Here is a 15,213-nt window from a genome sequence, read left to right as displayed (position 1 = left end):
CTGTTATCTTTCTTATCCTATTTCTGCTCTCAATGTAGCATTTTTTAGTTCTTGTTTGCGATACTTCCGCGGAAGAAATGCACGAATTTCATCTTCGTTAAAACCAATCTGCATCCGCTTCTCATCCAAAATAATCGGACGCCGTAAGAGACTCGGATAGGTTTCGATTAACCCAATAAGCTGCTTCACAGAAAGCTCATCAACATCAATATCTAGTTTCTGAAAAACTTTTGAACGGGTAGAAATCAAGTCATCTGTCCCATTTTCTGTCAATGCTAAAATGTTCTTTAATTCCTCAGCAGTTAGAGGGCTAGTCATAATATTGTGCTCAATAAAAGGGACTTCGTGACTTGTCAGCCAAGCACGAGCTTTACGACAACTGGTACAACTCGGTGACAAAAATAAAGTAATCATGTCTTCCATCCCCTCTAAAAACATTTTTCTTCTTATAGTATACTCTAACTTAAAAGAGTTTTCAATAGTAAATCTAATCTCTTCCCTGTAATTTTTCCAAAGATTCTATTTTTTTCTCTAAGCGTAGCAATATTTCGTTTTGTTCATCTATTTTTGCCATCAAGGTATCCAACTTCGTTTCACGCTCTGTTTCAGAGAAAAAACGAGTTATTGTAGAGGTAACCATACCAAAAGTACAAATACCAACCAACATCAAGAGGATGGCTATAATTTTAGAAATCGTATCTTGGGGGACAATATCTCCGTACCCTACAGTTGTCATCGTTACAATGGACCACCAAAGTGCATCAAAGAATGATTTCCCTTCAATCACTGATAGTAAGACACTTGCAACTAGCACCGCTGAGATATTTAACATCAACACTTTGGATAAACTGTTGGTATGCAATAGCTTGTTGATTGTATTCCAGAATCGATTAGACAGGGCAAATATTCTCGTTACTTTGACTAATCTGAAGAGTCGTGCAAGTCTTCCCAAGCGAAGAAAACTGAAGAATAAATCGAATGGAATAATAGCAATTAATTCTAAGATATGGCCCTGTACATATTCAAGTATGTCATCCGCATAATAAAGCTGAGCAAAATAATCGCAGACAAAAATAAACCATAAGAGCAAGTCTAGTACCCGATACCCACTAGAATTAGCAATATTAGCATCCATCAATTCAAGTACGATAAGAAATACATAGACTAGAGCTATGTAGGTCATAGCCTTCTCATAAAAAGGATGACGAATCAATCGTTTAAGCATATTTCTCCCATTGCAAGGCAAATTCCTCATCAGATTTCATCTGCTCCATCAAACCTTCAATCCCGTCAAATTTGACCATATCTCGAATTTTTTCAAGCCAAAAAATAGTTATTTTTTCTCCGTAGATAAAGCGGTCAAACCCAAAAATATGAGCTTCTATCCGCATCTCCGTTCCATCAAAGGTCACATTTTTCCCAACGCTTGTCATAGCTCGATAGCGTTTTCCATCTACTTCAACATCCGCGACGTAGACTCCCTCAGATGGTAAATGGACACGGTCAAAAGGTGCCAGATTTGCAGTTGGATAGCCAATGGTGCGCCCTCTGGCATCTCCATGCACCACAATTCCCTCCGTCATAAATGGATAACCTAAAAGTTGATTAGCTAGAGAGACATCCCCTGACTGGATAGCCTGACGAATGCGAGTTGAAGAAACTTTCTCTCCGCCCAGGCTCACTTCACTTACAATTTCTACCTGACCATCAAATAACTCTATCAAGTCTGTCACATCTGCTCTGCAATTTCCGAAATGATAGTCGAAACCTGCCACTAAGACTTGTGCATTCAACCCCTTGATGTAGCGTTCTAAAAACTGCTGAGGAGTATTGCTTGCAAACTCACTGGTAAAATCTGTCAAAACCAGCTGGTCTACACCGTATTGCTCCAACAAGTGGTAACGCTGATCTTGACTGGTCAAATGGAGTAAAAGTTCTGGTGAAAAACGCGCAAAAGCCAGACGAGGTGTTTCTGGAAAAGTAAGTACAGTTACTGTCAATCCTTTTTCATCTGCAACTTGTCTAGCACGGTCTAAGAGGGCCTTATGCCCCAAATGAATCCCATCAAAATAGCCTAATACCAAAACAGTTGGTTTTTCCTGATGGAGTTCTTGATAATTTTTTATCGTTCTAATCTTCATATTGTTTATTTTATCACAACTAGGCTAAAACTTCTTCTAGAAAAACCTTACGAGGCTTGTAAACTTGGTCACGTTTTTCCATGATTGCCACCAGTTTCTCCTTATGAAAACCTGCCAACAATTCCACCTGACTATCTAAGGTAATAAAACGACCATATCTAGCCTCAATCACTTGCTCAAACGTCAAATCAACAATCGGTAGGTCTCCAATTCCTTGTTCAATTGGGCGAAGGAAGGAATAATCATTTTGAGCAACCTTGTTCGCAATCTCTTCAATGGTCAAGGCATCAGCCAGACTCATACCAGCTGAACCTGTACGCTCCAGCTTAGACATATAACTGGCGTAGCCTAACTTAGCCCCTAAGTCAACAGACAGGGTACGGACATAGGTGCCCTTGCCACAGCGAACTCGGAAGGTGAAACGAGCGCAGTCATCATCCAACTCGATCGGGCTAGTCCGCTCAAAACTGTAAATGTCAATTTGGCGTTGAGGACGCTCGACTTCTTCGCCCGCCCGTGCGTACTCATAGAGTTTGCGGCCGTTTACTTTGACAGCAGAGTACATAGGCGGAATCTGGGTAATAGTACCGACAAAGCTAGCCATGGCCTCATCAACTGCCTGCTCTGCTATGTCCAAAACTGGTGTCCGCTCGACCATATCGCCCGATGCATCTTCTGTCGTGGTCGAGTAGCCGATGGTAATCTCCCCTTCGTAAATCTTGCCCTCTTCCTGCATATACTCAATCATGCGAGTGGCCTTGCCGACTGCAATGGGCAGAACGCCTGTCACATCTGGGTCCAAGGTCCCACCATGCCCAATCTTCTTCTCCTGCAAAATCTTGCGGAGCTTAAAAACCACATCGTGCGAGGTCATGCCCGCTTCTTTTTTGACGTTAATAATTCCTGAAATCATGTTCCCATTATAACATAAAGGACCGCACTTGTGGGCGGTCCTTTATTTTTTACTCATCATAAAAACGATAGCTACCAAAAGTCGTACCTATCAAATTCTCCAGTTCCTTATGAACACGTCGCATGGTTTCAGAAGGCACCGCACCAAAGGGAACAGCTTCGTCAATCCCGACCTCTTCCTCTTCGTCATAGCCGTAAGAGAATGTCAACGGAGCATCATGATATCCTTTATCTCCTAATTTTAGGGTAGGCCACTCCAATAATTTAATTTCTTTCAAAAATTCTCTGAATTTTTTTGCCTTGCTCATACGAATAGGAGTATATTCTGGTTCATTTTCAACTAAGCCTTTTTTATCAACATGCTGTATCAAATAGTCGTGTTCATTTAGACTAACTGCTACTTCTACACTTCTTCCCTCAATATAATCTGCTCTGAAGATAATTAAATCTATATTCTCATATATGCGTTCAAATTGTTTCATTTTCTTTCCTTTCACAATTACATACAAGATTTTCTAAATATCCCGATGAAAATCGCTGTCAATCTCAAAAAATGGTTGGATATCTTGGACGTATTCCAAGACGCCTTGAAACTCTCCCTGGTCATCACGCACGGCCTTATAGACCACATAGACAAACTTGCCCATACTCTCGGACTTGAACCACATGGTCACCTGGTTTTTTTGTCCCGTGCGAAGCAGTTCAAAAATCTTCTTGACCTTGTCTAAGATTTTGGGTGGATGGCAGAACTCCACATGACGTCCTATCTGGCTTGGCGTCCGTTTGAAAATCATGTCTTCAACAGGGTGGCTGTCATTATAATATTGGAAAATGTCGTCCTTGTTGACAAAGGTGAGTTCCATCGGTAAATGGTTGAGAATGAGATTGGCCTGCTCGACAGACAAGTAACCATTGCCAAAGGTCTGCGGACTGGTCCTATCCTGAACAGTTTCCGACTTTTCCTTGGGTGTGAAGGTAATGGTGAACTGGCCTTCTGGCGTATCGATAATCTGCTGGTTTAACCCAGCAGGCTGCGGAGCAAGACTGTCAGCTGCCTGCTCTGCTATTTCCCCAAAATTCTCCCGATGAGGTACCCACTTGGCTGTCGGCTTGACGATGGCGTAGCCGTAGGCGTCGCTATCCGCTGCCACTTGGAGCCAGTCGTCCTGGGTGAAAATCTCCAGCAAAATCATGAGGAGAATGGCTTCCTCCTTGAAAATCATCTCCTCGAATTCCTTGGCGAAGTTTTCAAAGTGAGCACGTGTCGCAGCTAGGTCGCCTGTGGCAAGAGCCTTGCGGGCCGTCTTGAATAGGTCGCGAATCTCGTCGTCCACGCCCCACATGACCTTAGGCGGTGCATCGTGACCGTAGCGTTCCATGATTGGAAAAAAGACCTTTTCCTTGCGCGTATAGTGGTTTTCAAACTGACCGAGAAGGCCAAACTGGCGTGTCAACCCTTGCTGGAGCTGGTCTTGCAGTTCCGCATCTTCTGTCTGCTCATACTGGTCAAGGATACGGCGGATGCGTAGGAGAGCTGCCCGCAGTGCTAGGTTTTCCTGCTTGAAGACATAGACAGGGTGCCCTTCCTGGTCCATATCCGCCACTTCCACATCTGCAATAGCTCCTTTGAAAAGGTTGGCGTGGATATTGCAGAGGCTCATGACGTCTTCAAAAGTGATGCCCGTGTCGCTGGACATGAGTTCATGCTCCATTAGGGAGATTTCGAGGGCAGAAACCCCCGTGAAATGCTGATTAAACTGGTCCTGAACAGACTCTGGACTGGCACCGTTGTGCAGGTCCAAGAGAATGTTCTTCAGAATGTCAATCCGTTGGTCTGTCATGCTTCTCCTCCTATTACCTCGTATCCGTTGCATTCCAAGACCTGTTGAATACGGTCTAGCGGAATCTTGGTCATCTTGGAGCCTGTCTTGAGACTGGTCACCTTACCAACTGTGTTCAGCATGGCTGGATTGGCCAGGGGCTTGAAACCAAGCTCCACCAGAATCTCCTTGACTTCTGGGTGCTGGTTGATAATCTCTGCAACAGGCAGATTTAGGTCGATTGTATTCATTTCTGGCTCCTTAGTATTCTATCATAATGTCACTGGCTATTTTTGATGCATACTATTTTTCACTCACATCATTAAAGTTTATTTTTAGGCTTTTCTGTATTTGCCTCATCTGCTCTTCCACAAATCGTTTTGCTAACTGCTTATCAATTACTGCCTCTAATCGTTCTCCATTGTAAACTGCTAAAGTATCTTCTAGCAGAGTTTGGTACATAGGATGACAAACTGTAAGTTCCCACACCCCACCTTCTCTTTTGGATAGAATGATATTTTCATCAAGGTAGGCAAGAGTTCGACATAAATTTAGAATGGTATCGACAGGTTTATCTAAGACCGTTCCTTCACTATTTTGAATATCATACCAGATACTATCCAAATATTCGAACCTGCACGGCTCTTCAAACAATTGTTGTATAGCTGGACCACATAAAACAATTCCTCTATGCCAGATAACCATAATATGAGCAGTTAAATCCTTGTCCACCCCCTGCATATTATCGCAATATTTTTCTATATTATCATGGATAGTCTGAATATGCATATTTGAAAAATGTAATTCATATGGAACAGGATAGTTACATGATTTAAGACAATTTTTCAATACAATACTCATCTCCAAACCTTTAGGAGGGGATTTGGGCAACAAAGTATAAAGAGATTGAATTATTCTTATTTTTTCTATCTGTGTTAAGGAATATTCAACAACTACTAGAAAATCTATATCACTGGTTTCCCAAGTAAAACTATCCATTGCAAGCGAACCATGCAGATAGATACCAACTAGATTTTCTCCTAATTCATTTTGGAATATGAAAGAAATTTCTTTCAGTAATTCTTGAATATCATTCTCTCGCATCTTTCAACGCCTCAAACTTCGCCTTCATCGTAGGGTTATTACGGGTTAGTTTTTTGACAGAAACATCTTCCAGTTTATTATTGGCCAATCTGAGCTGGTTTTCACTGGTGGTCAGGGCTGCCTTGACAGCCTCCATACGCTTGATTGCCTTGTCGATTTCATCAATTGCTTTCTGGAAATTATTGCTGGCTGACTGGTAGTTCTTGGCAAAGGCTGTCTTGAAAGTAGCCAAATCTTCTTCAAAATGGGTAATGTCGATATGCTGTTCTCTGACCAAGGCCAGCTCCTGCTTGTATTTCAAGCTGTTCAACGCAGCATTTCGCAAAAGACCAATCAGCTGAATAAAGAACTGGGGCCGCACCACGTACATCTTCTCGTACTTGTGGCTGACATCCACGATACCCGTGTTGTAGTAGTCGTTATCCGCTTCCAACATGGTCACCAAAACCGCATATTCGCAGTCCTTCTCCCGACGGTCCTTGTCCAACTCCTTGAAAAAGTCCTCGTTCTTGTGCTTCTTGACCGTATCGTCCGCCTCGTTCTTCATCTCAAACATAATGGAGATGATTTCCACCCCATTCTCGTCCAACTCCCGATAGATGTAGTCTCCCTTGGATCCCCGTGCCGACACCTGATTATCCTTCTCAAAGTAAGCATTTGGAAAGGCCAGCTGCCGCACCTTGTTAAACTCTGCCTCTGCATAAAGTTCCAAACTCTCACCGATTGCCTTGGTGGACTGCTGGGCCTTGAAATTTTTGTAAAATTCCACCTGCTCATCCGCCGCCTTGAGCCGCACCTCATACTCCTGACGAGTGGTCGCCAGGGCTAACTCTTGCTTTTGTTCCTGCAAAACCAAAGCATTTTGTGCCGCATCCCGCTCTTTTTCCACCTGAGCTACCGCCTGCTGCAACTCCAAGTCCTTGGCAAGACCGATTTGCCCCAACTGAGCCTTAAGCTCTTGGATTTCTTGGTCTTTTTTGGAAATAGCAGAGCTGACTTCCAGCTCCGTCTGACTAGACAACTTGTCCAACTTTGCTGTCAGTTCTAGAATTTCTTGGTCCTTTTTGGAAATAGCAGAGCTGATTTCCAGCTCCGTCTGACTAGCCAGCTTGTCCAAACGTGCCGACAGTTCAAGGATTTCCTTGTCCTTATCACCCAGTTTGGCCTGCAAATCATTTTCAGCCTTTTGATTTAATAATTCCCGTTCTCGCTCCAAACGGTCATGGATTTCTTTGTCAAACTCCGCACCACGTACCTGGGCTAACAGCTGACTGTATTCTGTCTCATTGACCGTAAAAACGGTAGAGCAATGGGGGCAAGTAATAGTATGCATATTCTCTCACTTTCGTTTTCTAAAATAAGATATCAGTTTGTGTAAAATAGTAGCTACTCCAAGCGCCAATAAAAAATAAAAGAAACGAACCGCATTTCTAGCATCTGGAAGCGATAGAGCCCAAAGGACAAAAATCGTTATGGCAGTCGGCCATCTCCATCCCCAGGTCATCTTCCGTTTGATAAACCATTCCATCCAATCTTCATTAGAATCAAACCGTGTTTCGTAATATTCTTCTTTCAGTTGTTCCCACCACTTTTTCATAACAACCTCCTTTCAGATTAAAGACCTTCTAATTCAAGCTCCAGAAAAGTACTCCACTTTTCCTGCAATGGTTGACGTGCAGGCAGGTCCTGACCTTCTAAGAGGTTTTTGATACATTCATTCTGCACCAGCCAGCCGGTCATATCTTTTTGCGCATTTGCAAATTCATTACCAAAATCTTCTGGAATTCGTTCTTCAAAAGTAATCAAGGTCTGATTTTCTAACTGGGACAGTGTAAATGAAACTGTTGCTGAATCCCACCTGTAGGCAATTTTCTCATTTTTTCGATATTCCAGTAAATCCATGGTTTCACAGAAGTCTTCCATTTCAAAAACCAGCGTATTTCCTACAATGTTTTACTGTGGAAACCAGCGGGCAAAACCACTATCTGTCGCCAACAAGTCCCAAGCTTCTGCCAAACTAGCTGGAACAGGGTAGGAAATAGTTAACAGATACATCTCGGATTCTTTCTGAACACTAATCTTCATACATAACTCCTCTTCTATTCCCCTATTATACCAAAAAATACTGGTCCATAACCGATATTTCCATTGTCTCTATTTCTTTAAGCATAATCAAGCACGAGTGCTATTCATTCCAGAGGATCGAAAAACGGTATCTTGAAATCTGAATTATTTTTTATAACATCTTTCATAGACAGTCCTTACCTTTGTTTATATGGCTCATACTCCATGTTTTGTATCCCCTAGCAATGTTAGACTTTCCTGCCACATAATGAACATTGTCATTTTTGAAACACTTCTATTTTTTACACTTTCATTTCATCTATCCGCCACCCAATTTATTTTACAATATAGAACAGAGTTTAGTATTTCAATCATTCCTTTCTCATTTTATGCTATACTAGATGTATTGAAAACAAGGAGGTTTATATGATTAAACTAATCGCTCTTGATATGGACGGAACCCTTTTAAACGAGAAAAAAGAGCTGATGCAACCGCAAATCGATGCCATCCATCAGGCTGTTGAAGCGGGCGTCAAGATTGTTCTTTGTACTGGTCGGCCCTTGGCTGGTGTTAAGCCTTTTGTAGAGCAACTCGGCTTTGACACTGAAGAAGAATTTATCATTGTCAATAACGGCTGTTCAACCCATTCGACAAAGGATTGGAGCCTGATTGACTGGGAAGAACTATCTATCTCAGATATTAATTATCTTTCCACTTTTATTAAAAATGATGATGTGCAAATTTCTCTCTTTGATGAGGAGGACTATTTCGTTCTTGCAGAAAAAGCCAATGCACGTGTCAACTTAGATGCCAGTTTAGTCGGCATGACTCCTCAACCAATTGATTTGAAGGAAGCTTTGTCAGGTCAGCATCGCTTCTTTGAAGCCATGTTCGTCGGTGAAAAAGAGCATATTGATGCCTTTGAAAAGCAACACAATCCTGTACTCAGCCAGCGCTATTCAACCGTTCGTTCACAGGACTATCTCTTGGAAATTTTGCCAAACGGAGCTAGCAAGGCCACTGGTTTGAAAAAATTGGCAGACCGCCTCGGTATCCTCCCAGAAGAAATCATGGCTATGGGAGATGCCAACAACGACCTGGAAATGATTGAATTTGCCGGTCTGGGAATCGCCATGGGCAACGCCAACGAACAGGTCAAGGCGATCGCCCAGGACATCACGGACACCAATGAAAACAACGGCGTTGCCAAAGCCATTGAAAAACATATTTTGAACAAATAAGGAGACACTATGAAATACCCAACACTCTTAGACCGCTTTTTAGTCTATGTCAAAGAAAATACTCGCTCAGATGAAAACTCGACAACCACACCTTCTACCCAAAACCAAGTCGAGTTCGCCCAGAACATCCTTCTGCCTGAAATGAAACGCATCGGCTTACAGAATGTCCACTACCTACCGAACGGCTTTGCTGTGGGAACACTGCCTGCCAACGACCCAAGTTTGACACGTAAGATTGGCTTCATCGCCCACATGGATACGGCTGATTTCAACGCTGAAGGTGTCAATCCGCAAATCATCGAAAACTACGACGGCAACCCAATCGCTTTGGGAACTTCTGGCTACGAATTGCATCCAAAAGACTTCCCACAACTTGCCAACTACCACGGTCAAACCTTGATTACCACTGACGGTACTACCTTGCTAGGCTCTGATGACAAGTCAGGAATTGCAGAAATCATGACAGCGATTGAATTCCTAGTCCAAAATCCTGACATCAAGCACTGCGAAATCCGTGTCGGCTTTGGTCCTGACGAGGAAATCGGTGTCGGAGCAGACAAGTTTGATGTGGAAGACTTCGATGTGGACTTTGCCTACACCATGGACGGCGGACCGCTGGGGGAACTCCAGTACGAAACCTTCTCAGCAGCAGGTGCCAAGATTGATTTCCTAGGACGTAATGTCCACCCAGGATCTGCTAAGGACCAGATGATCAATGCCTTCCAAATGGCTATTGATTTCCACAATGCCCTTCCAGAAGCAGACCGCCCTGAGAAAACAGAAGGCTATGAGGGTTTCTTCCATTTGATGAATATGGAAGGCAGCGTTGATACTGCTTCTACCTCCTACATCATCCGCGACTTTGAGGAAGAGGATTTCCTTGCCCGCAAACAGCTCATGCTGGACATCGCTGAAAAGATGAATGCCAATTTTGACACTCCACGTGTCATTGTCAACCTACATGACCAGTACTACAACATGAAGAAAATCATCGAAAAAGATATGACTCCAATTAACATTGCTAAGGACGTCATGGAAAATCTAGGTATCAAGCCACTGATTGAGCCTGTTCGCGGAGGAACAGACGGCTCCAAGATTTCCTTCATGGGCATTCCAACGCCAAATATCTTCGCAGGTGGCGAAAACATGCACGGTCGCTTCGAGTTCGTCAGCTTGGAAACCATGGAAAAAGCTGTTGATGTGATTTTAGGTATTGTAGCATATAAATAAACAATTTGTTCAGACTTTCAATTGAAGGTCTGATTTTTTCTGAAAATCTTTCAAAATTTTTGAAAAACTACTTGTATTATTGAACTAATACTGTTATAATAGAACCATCAAAAAGAAATGGAGTTTTAATATGACAGAAGAAACATTTGCGCAAGGTATTTTAGTTGGTCTTTGGGGTGCTACTATGATTTTCTCATTTATTTGGTATATCCTAGTTGCTATTTCCAACTACATCCTCTTCAAAAAAGCGGGCTATGCAGGTTGGAAATCTATCATTCCAATCTATAACCTCTATATCCAACAATGCATCGCCTTTGGCTATGAAAAAAGATGGTTCATTCTATTCTTACTGATTCCACTAGCAGGGCCATTATATGGCATCTATCTCGTTTACAATTTTGGTCGTAGCTTCGGTTTGTCAGCTGTACAAGCTATCTTCTATGTTCTTCTTACACCTATCTTTAACCTCTACATCGCCTTTAATGACGGAAGCCGTTACCAAGGTCCTCAGAAATTCTTTATCGACTAATAAAAAGTACACAACTCAACTTGATAGTAAGAGTTGTGTGCTTTTTATTATGTCATTAATTAATGATAAATATTTTTATAGCTTTTCAGCCCTAATTTGTTTACTAAAAAAATCATCTAAGGTTTAACTCAATCAATTTTATCACTTCCACATATTTCGGTATTGATGAACTGAGTTTCAACCAATTCTTTATAGAATTTATTCCTTGATAGTAATTCTTGGTGAGTACCGAAGTCACGTACTTCGCCTTCTCTTATTAAATAAATTGAATCAGCATTTTGAATAGTAGATAATCTATGAGCAATTATTAAGACAGTCTTCTTGCTAGATAAATCTTTAATTAATTGTTGAATTTTCGACTCGTTTATACTATCTAAATTTGATGTAGTCTCATCCAATAATATTATGTCATTTGGAGAAATTAAGGCCCTAGCTAATGATAGCCTTTGCTTTTCACCACCACTCAAAGTGATTCCAGACTCCCCTATTACTCTATCTAGTATTTCTTCAGTAGGAATATCCTGAAAAAGATTAACCAAATTAAGTGCGTTCAAGCAGTCAAATCTTGAAGCATTTTGATTAGCAATTTGTAGATTCTCTAGTACTGTGCCAGAAAAGATTGAAGCATTTTGTTCCACAAAGGTTATCTTTGAACGAAGAACTTTAATTGGCAAATCATAAATATTATTTCCATACAATTCTATTAACCCATTATCTGAATCATAAAATCTTTCAATAAGTTCAAATATAGTTGTTTTTCCTGAGCCAGACGGTCCAACTAATGCTGTCACTCCCGGACCATTAACAGAAATATCAATCTTGTTTAGAATATTTTTATCAGAATTGTCTTTATATTTAAAGGTCAAATTTTTAATTTGCAAAGCCTGATTTCCTTTTTTATCAAGAACGGCTAAAGAATTTACATCTTCTTCTATCGGAAGTTCCAATGCAAGTTTAATTCTCGAATAAGCTCCCAACCCCTCATTTATTGATGATAATACTCCTCCTAACATTGCAGCTGGAGTCAGCACTAACATCACATACATTATAAAGGCGCTTAGATTTCCAATAGATATAATCCCTGTAGCAACTCTAATTGAACCAATTCCAATAATCGTTATAAGCATTATTTGTAGTGCTATATTGGAAAAACCACTTATTATTGATTTAAAAATAGCTACTTTTTTACCAATTTTTGTCGCATTAGTTACAACACAGCTCATTCTTTCAATAAAAATATCTTCTGATAAAAATGCTCGAATAGTCCTAATACCCCGCAAAGTTCGTTCCAACTCAGAGGATAACTCTCCAACTACTTCTTGTAAATCCTTCGCAATCGGTCTAGTTTTTTTCCCAAACAACAAGCCACACATCAAAAGAGAGAGAACGGCTAACAAAGATACACCAAATAATTGAACATCAAGATAAAACATCATAATTAATGCAAATATCATTGTAAATGTTTGCGATACCAATTCTACTATTCCTTGACTCAAAATCCCCCTTAGCTGGGCTGTATCTGCACTCAAGATTGATGCTAAATCCCCAATCTTTTTAGTATCAAATACTTCAATCTTATATTTTATTGATCGATTCACAATTTGAATTCGTAAACTACTCACTAAATTTTCACTAATACTCTCCAATATATACTGCTTAATTGAGTTAAGGATTGCAGATAACAATACTATTATGGAGAAAAATACTACAGTTTGCCCCAAAATATTATCGTTAATATTGTCAATAATTTTTGAAAGAAGTATTGGTTGAAAAATTGATAATGTCGACGAAATAAGTGCAATAATCAAAGCAATACTTATAGCTATTTTATACGGTTTTAGTAATGTTAAAAATTCCCTGAAAGTGACTTCTGAATGTTTTTGACTATTCATTTTTCAACCTCTTTTTGACTTTCAAATAAATTAATAGGAGTAAAATCAAATTCCACAATAATAGTATGATATGACTAGCAGATATTGCTGATATTTTGAAGCTTTCAGAAATAGTTTCATAATAAATGTATGGTAATGCTCCAGAAAATACACGTTCAATATAGGGGATAACTAATATTGGAAATAGCAACAAAGTAGCTAACGCTGTCATCGAACTCTTAAAAAATAAAGTTAAATAATATGCAATGAGGAAACACAAAATGCTACTTAATAGATAAGAGATAAACTGTATTACGCTAACTTCTTTAATAGTTCCTTTAAATGTGAAGAAACTTACGATAACTAAAAATGATAGAATGGCTTGTAATGCACAGTCTATCAACTCAACAATAATGATTTTTTGTGTACTACTATTTTTGTTTCCAGTTAATAAATAGACTATTTTAGATTCTGGATTCTCAACTTCCATAGAGCCATTTATCAGGCCACCTATCATAAATAAATAAGATGCAATTACCAAAATTTGATTAATTGATAACACAATATAATTATTATTGATTTCAAATGTTATCAAACTAAGAATACAGGTAAATAGAATAAGCAGTAACTGACTTAAAATTTGTATTTTTACCGCATTCAAACTGTATTTTTTATAAATAAGAGCATATACTGTTTCATCCATATTTCTTGTCCTTCTGATTTTTATACCAAGCTTTAATATACATCAAAATAGTTACTATTGATGCTTGAGATAGTAATAATAACAAACCATAAATTTCTGAAGGATTGTTATTTTCTACTCTTCCAAATGCAAATGACTTTGCACCTATTAGGGGTAATAAATTTTCAAGTGTCGGAGAAACTACTCTCAATATGCCTGATAAAGTTATAACAAGAAGACTTACAATAACAATAACTGATGGAATAGGCTTTCTTGTTATTTTTACTAAAAACATTGAAAGCAATGTCAATGTTATGGCAAAGATAATGATTCTTAACGTTACTTCTAAAATAAGACTTAGATTGAGATAATCTTGTAATGTTTCATCTAACATCACATAGAGCATCGCACTATTTATTAGAGATAGAACAACCGTCAACGTACTGGCTACAATCATTCCAGAACAAATCTGACCTGTTAAAACCGTCTGCCATTTGGGTGTCAATAATTTAGTTAATGATTCCTGGCCAAATTTGTACTCCGTAGATAGAATCAGTGCAAATAAGATTGGAAAAAATAGAATACTAGATTGATAGGGGGAAGATAATATCGCATCTCTTACTGTTTGAAACTCTGTTAATTGACTGGTTGTATCTTCAAGCATAAGAATCTCTGTATCACCATTCGCTATCGCATTGATTACTTGAATATTTTGAAAGGTAAAGAATACACTGATTCCAATCACAATTGCTACCCCCATCCAAAAGAGCGGCAATGATAATATTTTGTATAGTTCACTACGAGTATTTTTCATAAAGCATTACCCCATCTCATTTGTAACAGATTTAAAATAGGCTTCCTCAAAAGAGCCATATTCTTCAAGAACATCTTTGCTACTACCATCAATGACTACCTTACCATTAGATAATCCTACAATTTTATCAACCGTAAGTTCTAACTCATTCATATAATGGCTTGTGATTAAAACAATTTTATCGTCTCTTACAAATTCTCTTAGAAACTCTCTAACCCATCTAATTCCATCTGGATCGAGTCCATTAATCGGTTCATCCAAAATAAGTATTTTAGGATTCGCTAAAATAGCCGTAGCCAGCCCCAGTCTTTGTTTCATCCCAAGAGAGTAGTCTTTTATCTTTTTATTGCCAACATCCTGAAGGCCAACTATTTTTAAACATTCTAAACATCTCTGCTTATCTATACCACTAGTTAAAGCAATCCACCTCAAGTGACTATAGGCCGTCCTTGTTGGATTGGGTTGAAAACTATCCAAAAAGGATCCAACATATGTAAAGGGAGTGTCACTCAATTCTCCATATACTTTCCCATCAAAAGTCGCTCTACCTTCATCTGGAGAAATTAAACCAAGCAGAATTTTTATTAAGGTTGATTTACCAGATCCATTTGGACCAATAAGTGCTGTCACTTCTCCTTCTTTAGCTGTAAACGAAACTTCTGAAAGAACCGTTTTCCCACCAAAACATTTGCTAATTTTTTCAATTTGTATCATTTATCTTTTCCACCTTTTACAAATATAATGCCATTATAGACGAAACTCGTCATCTACATTTCATATTCTACAAAACAACTATCAGAAAAA

Annotated in this window: 19 protein-coding genes; 3 read left to right on the top strand and 16 right to left on the bottom strand. The window is 39.5% G+C overall.

Annotation, left to right across the window (positions count from 1 at the left end; all coding sequences use genetic code 11):
* Window positions 1-12: 12 nt before the first annotated feature.
* From P7J58_RS03755 to P7J58_RS03700, 12 genes are all read right to left on the bottom strand, one after another.
* Window positions 13-414, bottom strand: coding sequence for a Spx/MgsR family RNA polymerase-binding regulatory protein (locus P7J58_RS03755; protein WP_009909989.1), 402 nt, complete (start codon window positions 412-414; stop codon window positions 13-15).
* A gap of 73 nt (window positions 415-487) precedes the next feature.
* Complete coding sequence (locus P7J58_RS03750) at window positions 488-1,225, bottom strand: potassium channel family protein (protein WP_408555737.1); 738 nt, start codon at window positions 1,223-1,225, stop codon at window positions 488-490.
* Window positions 1,218-2,141, bottom strand: a complete 924-nt coding sequence (locus tag P7J58_RS03745; protein WP_408555736.1) for a bifunctional riboflavin kinase/FAD synthetase — start codon at window positions 2,139-2,141, stop codon at window positions 1,218-1,220. The genes P7J58_RS03750 and P7J58_RS03745 overlap by 8 nt, the downstream gene beginning before the upstream one ends.
* Window positions 2,142-2,160: 19 nt before the next feature.
* A complete protein-coding gene (truB, locus tag P7J58_RS03740; RefSeq protein WP_408555742.1) occupies window positions 2,161-3,051 on the bottom strand; it encodes a tRNA pseudouridine(55) synthase TruB in 891 nt (296 codons plus the stop codon).
* A 52-nt stretch (window positions 3,052-3,103) separates the two neighbouring features.
* Window positions 3,104-3,535, bottom strand: coding sequence for a hypothetical protein (locus P7J58_RS03735; protein WP_228376853.1), 432 nt, complete (start codon window positions 3,533-3,535; stop codon window positions 3,104-3,106).
* Window positions 3,536-3,568: 33 nt separating this feature from the next.
* Window positions 3,569-4,894 carry a DUF438 domain-containing protein gene (locus P7J58_RS03730; protein ID WP_408555735.1) on the bottom strand — a complete coding sequence of 442 codons (1,326 nt, stop codon included), beginning with the start codon at window positions 4,892-4,894 and terminating at the stop codon, window positions 3,569-3,571.
* Window positions 4,891-5,124 carry a DUF1858 domain-containing protein gene (locus P7J58_RS03725; RefSeq protein WP_029172144.1) on the bottom strand — a complete coding sequence of 78 codons (234 nt, stop codon included), beginning with the start codon at window positions 5,122-5,124 and terminating at the stop codon, window positions 4,891-4,893. The genes P7J58_RS03730 and P7J58_RS03725 overlap by 4 nt, the downstream gene beginning before the upstream one ends.
* A gap of 52 nt (window positions 5,125-5,176) precedes the next feature.
* Window positions 5,177-5,977, bottom strand: a complete 801-nt coding sequence (locus P7J58_RS03720) for an aminoglycoside adenylyltransferase domain-containing protein (protein WP_408555734.1) — start codon at window positions 5,975-5,977, stop codon at window positions 5,177-5,179.
* The gene (locus P7J58_RS03715; protein WP_408555733.1) at window positions 5,964-7,310 is read right to left on the bottom strand and encodes a DUF2130 domain-containing protein; all 1,347 of its coding nucleotides are present in this window, start codon (window positions 7,308-7,310) and stop codon (window positions 5,964-5,966) included. Before P7J58_RS03715 ends, P7J58_RS03720 begins: the two co-directional genes overlap by 14 nt.
* A gap of 6 nt (window positions 7,311-7,316) precedes the next feature.
* Window positions 7,317-7,574, bottom strand: coding sequence for a hypothetical protein (locus tag P7J58_RS03710; protein WP_408555732.1), 258 nt, complete (start codon window positions 7,572-7,574; stop codon window positions 7,317-7,319).
* 17 nt (window positions 7,575-7,591) lie between these two features.
* A complete protein-coding gene (locus P7J58_RS03705) occupies window positions 7,592-7,879 on the bottom strand; it encodes a hypothetical protein (protein WP_408555731.1) in 288 nt (95 codons plus the stop codon).
* 51 nt (window positions 7,880-7,930) lie between these two features.
* Window positions 7,931-8,062 (bottom strand): hypothetical protein, encoded by a 132-nt coding sequence (locus P7J58_RS03700; RefSeq protein WP_408555730.1) that lies wholly within the window; start codon window positions 8,060-8,062, stop codon window positions 7,931-7,933.
* A 405-nt stretch (window positions 8,063-8,467) separates the two neighbouring features.
* On the opposite strand from P7J58_RS03700, the gene P7J58_RS03695 reads away from it, so the two are divergent.
* The 3 genes from P7J58_RS03695 to P7J58_RS03685 all read left to right on the top strand — a co-directional run bounded on the left by P7J58_RS03695 (window position 8,468) and on the right by P7J58_RS03685 (window position 11,042).
* Window positions 8,468-9,283, top strand: a complete 816-nt coding sequence (locus P7J58_RS03695; protein WP_408555729.1) for a Cof-type HAD-IIB family hydrolase — start codon at window positions 8,468-8,470, stop codon at window positions 9,281-9,283.
* 9 nt (window positions 9,284-9,292) lie between these two features.
* Window positions 9,293-10,513 (top strand): peptidase T, encoded by a 1,221-nt coding sequence (gene pepT, locus P7J58_RS03690; protein WP_024415822.1) that lies wholly within the window; start codon window positions 9,293-9,295, stop codon window positions 10,511-10,513.
* 130 nt (window positions 10,514-10,643) lie between these two features.
* Window positions 10,644-11,042: a DUF5684 domain-containing protein gene (locus P7J58_RS03685; protein WP_408555728.1), complete on the top strand. Its 399-nt coding sequence runs from the start codon at window positions 10,644-10,646 to the stop codon at window positions 11,040-11,042.
* A 128-nt stretch (window positions 11,043-11,170) separates the two neighbouring features.
* Here P7J58_RS03685 and P7J58_RS03680 read toward each other — a convergent pair whose 3' ends face one another.
* From P7J58_RS03680 to P7J58_RS03665, 4 genes are read right to left on the bottom strand one after another with little or no spacing between them, the layout of a single operon-like run.
* Entirely contained in the window at window positions 11,171-12,934 is a 1,764-nt protein-coding gene (locus P7J58_RS03680; protein ID WP_408555727.1) for an ABC transporter ATP-binding protein, read from the bottom strand.
* Window positions 12,927-13,616, bottom strand: a complete 690-nt coding sequence (locus tag P7J58_RS03675; protein ID WP_408555726.1) for a hypothetical protein — start codon at window positions 13,614-13,616, stop codon at window positions 12,927-12,929. The genes P7J58_RS03680 and P7J58_RS03675 overlap by 8 nt, the downstream gene beginning before the upstream one ends.
* A complete protein-coding gene (locus tag P7J58_RS03670; protein WP_408555725.1) occupies window positions 13,609-14,409 on the bottom strand; it encodes a hypothetical protein in 801 nt (266 codons plus the stop codon). Before P7J58_RS03670 ends, P7J58_RS03675 begins: the two co-directional genes overlap by 8 nt.
* Before the next feature lie 6 nt (window positions 14,410-14,415).
* A complete protein-coding gene (locus P7J58_RS03665) occupies window positions 14,416-15,123 on the bottom strand; it encodes an ABC transporter ATP-binding protein (RefSeq protein WP_408555724.1) in 708 nt (235 codons plus the stop codon).
* Between the last annotated feature and the right edge of the window lie 90 nt (window positions 15,124-15,213).

The organism is Streptococcus suis (assembly GCF_046032535.1).
GTDB lineage: Bacteria > Bacillota > Bacilli > Lactobacillales > Streptococcaceae > Streptococcus > Streptococcus suis_AK.
This window is presented reverse-complemented; position numbering and strand designations above follow the sequence as displayed.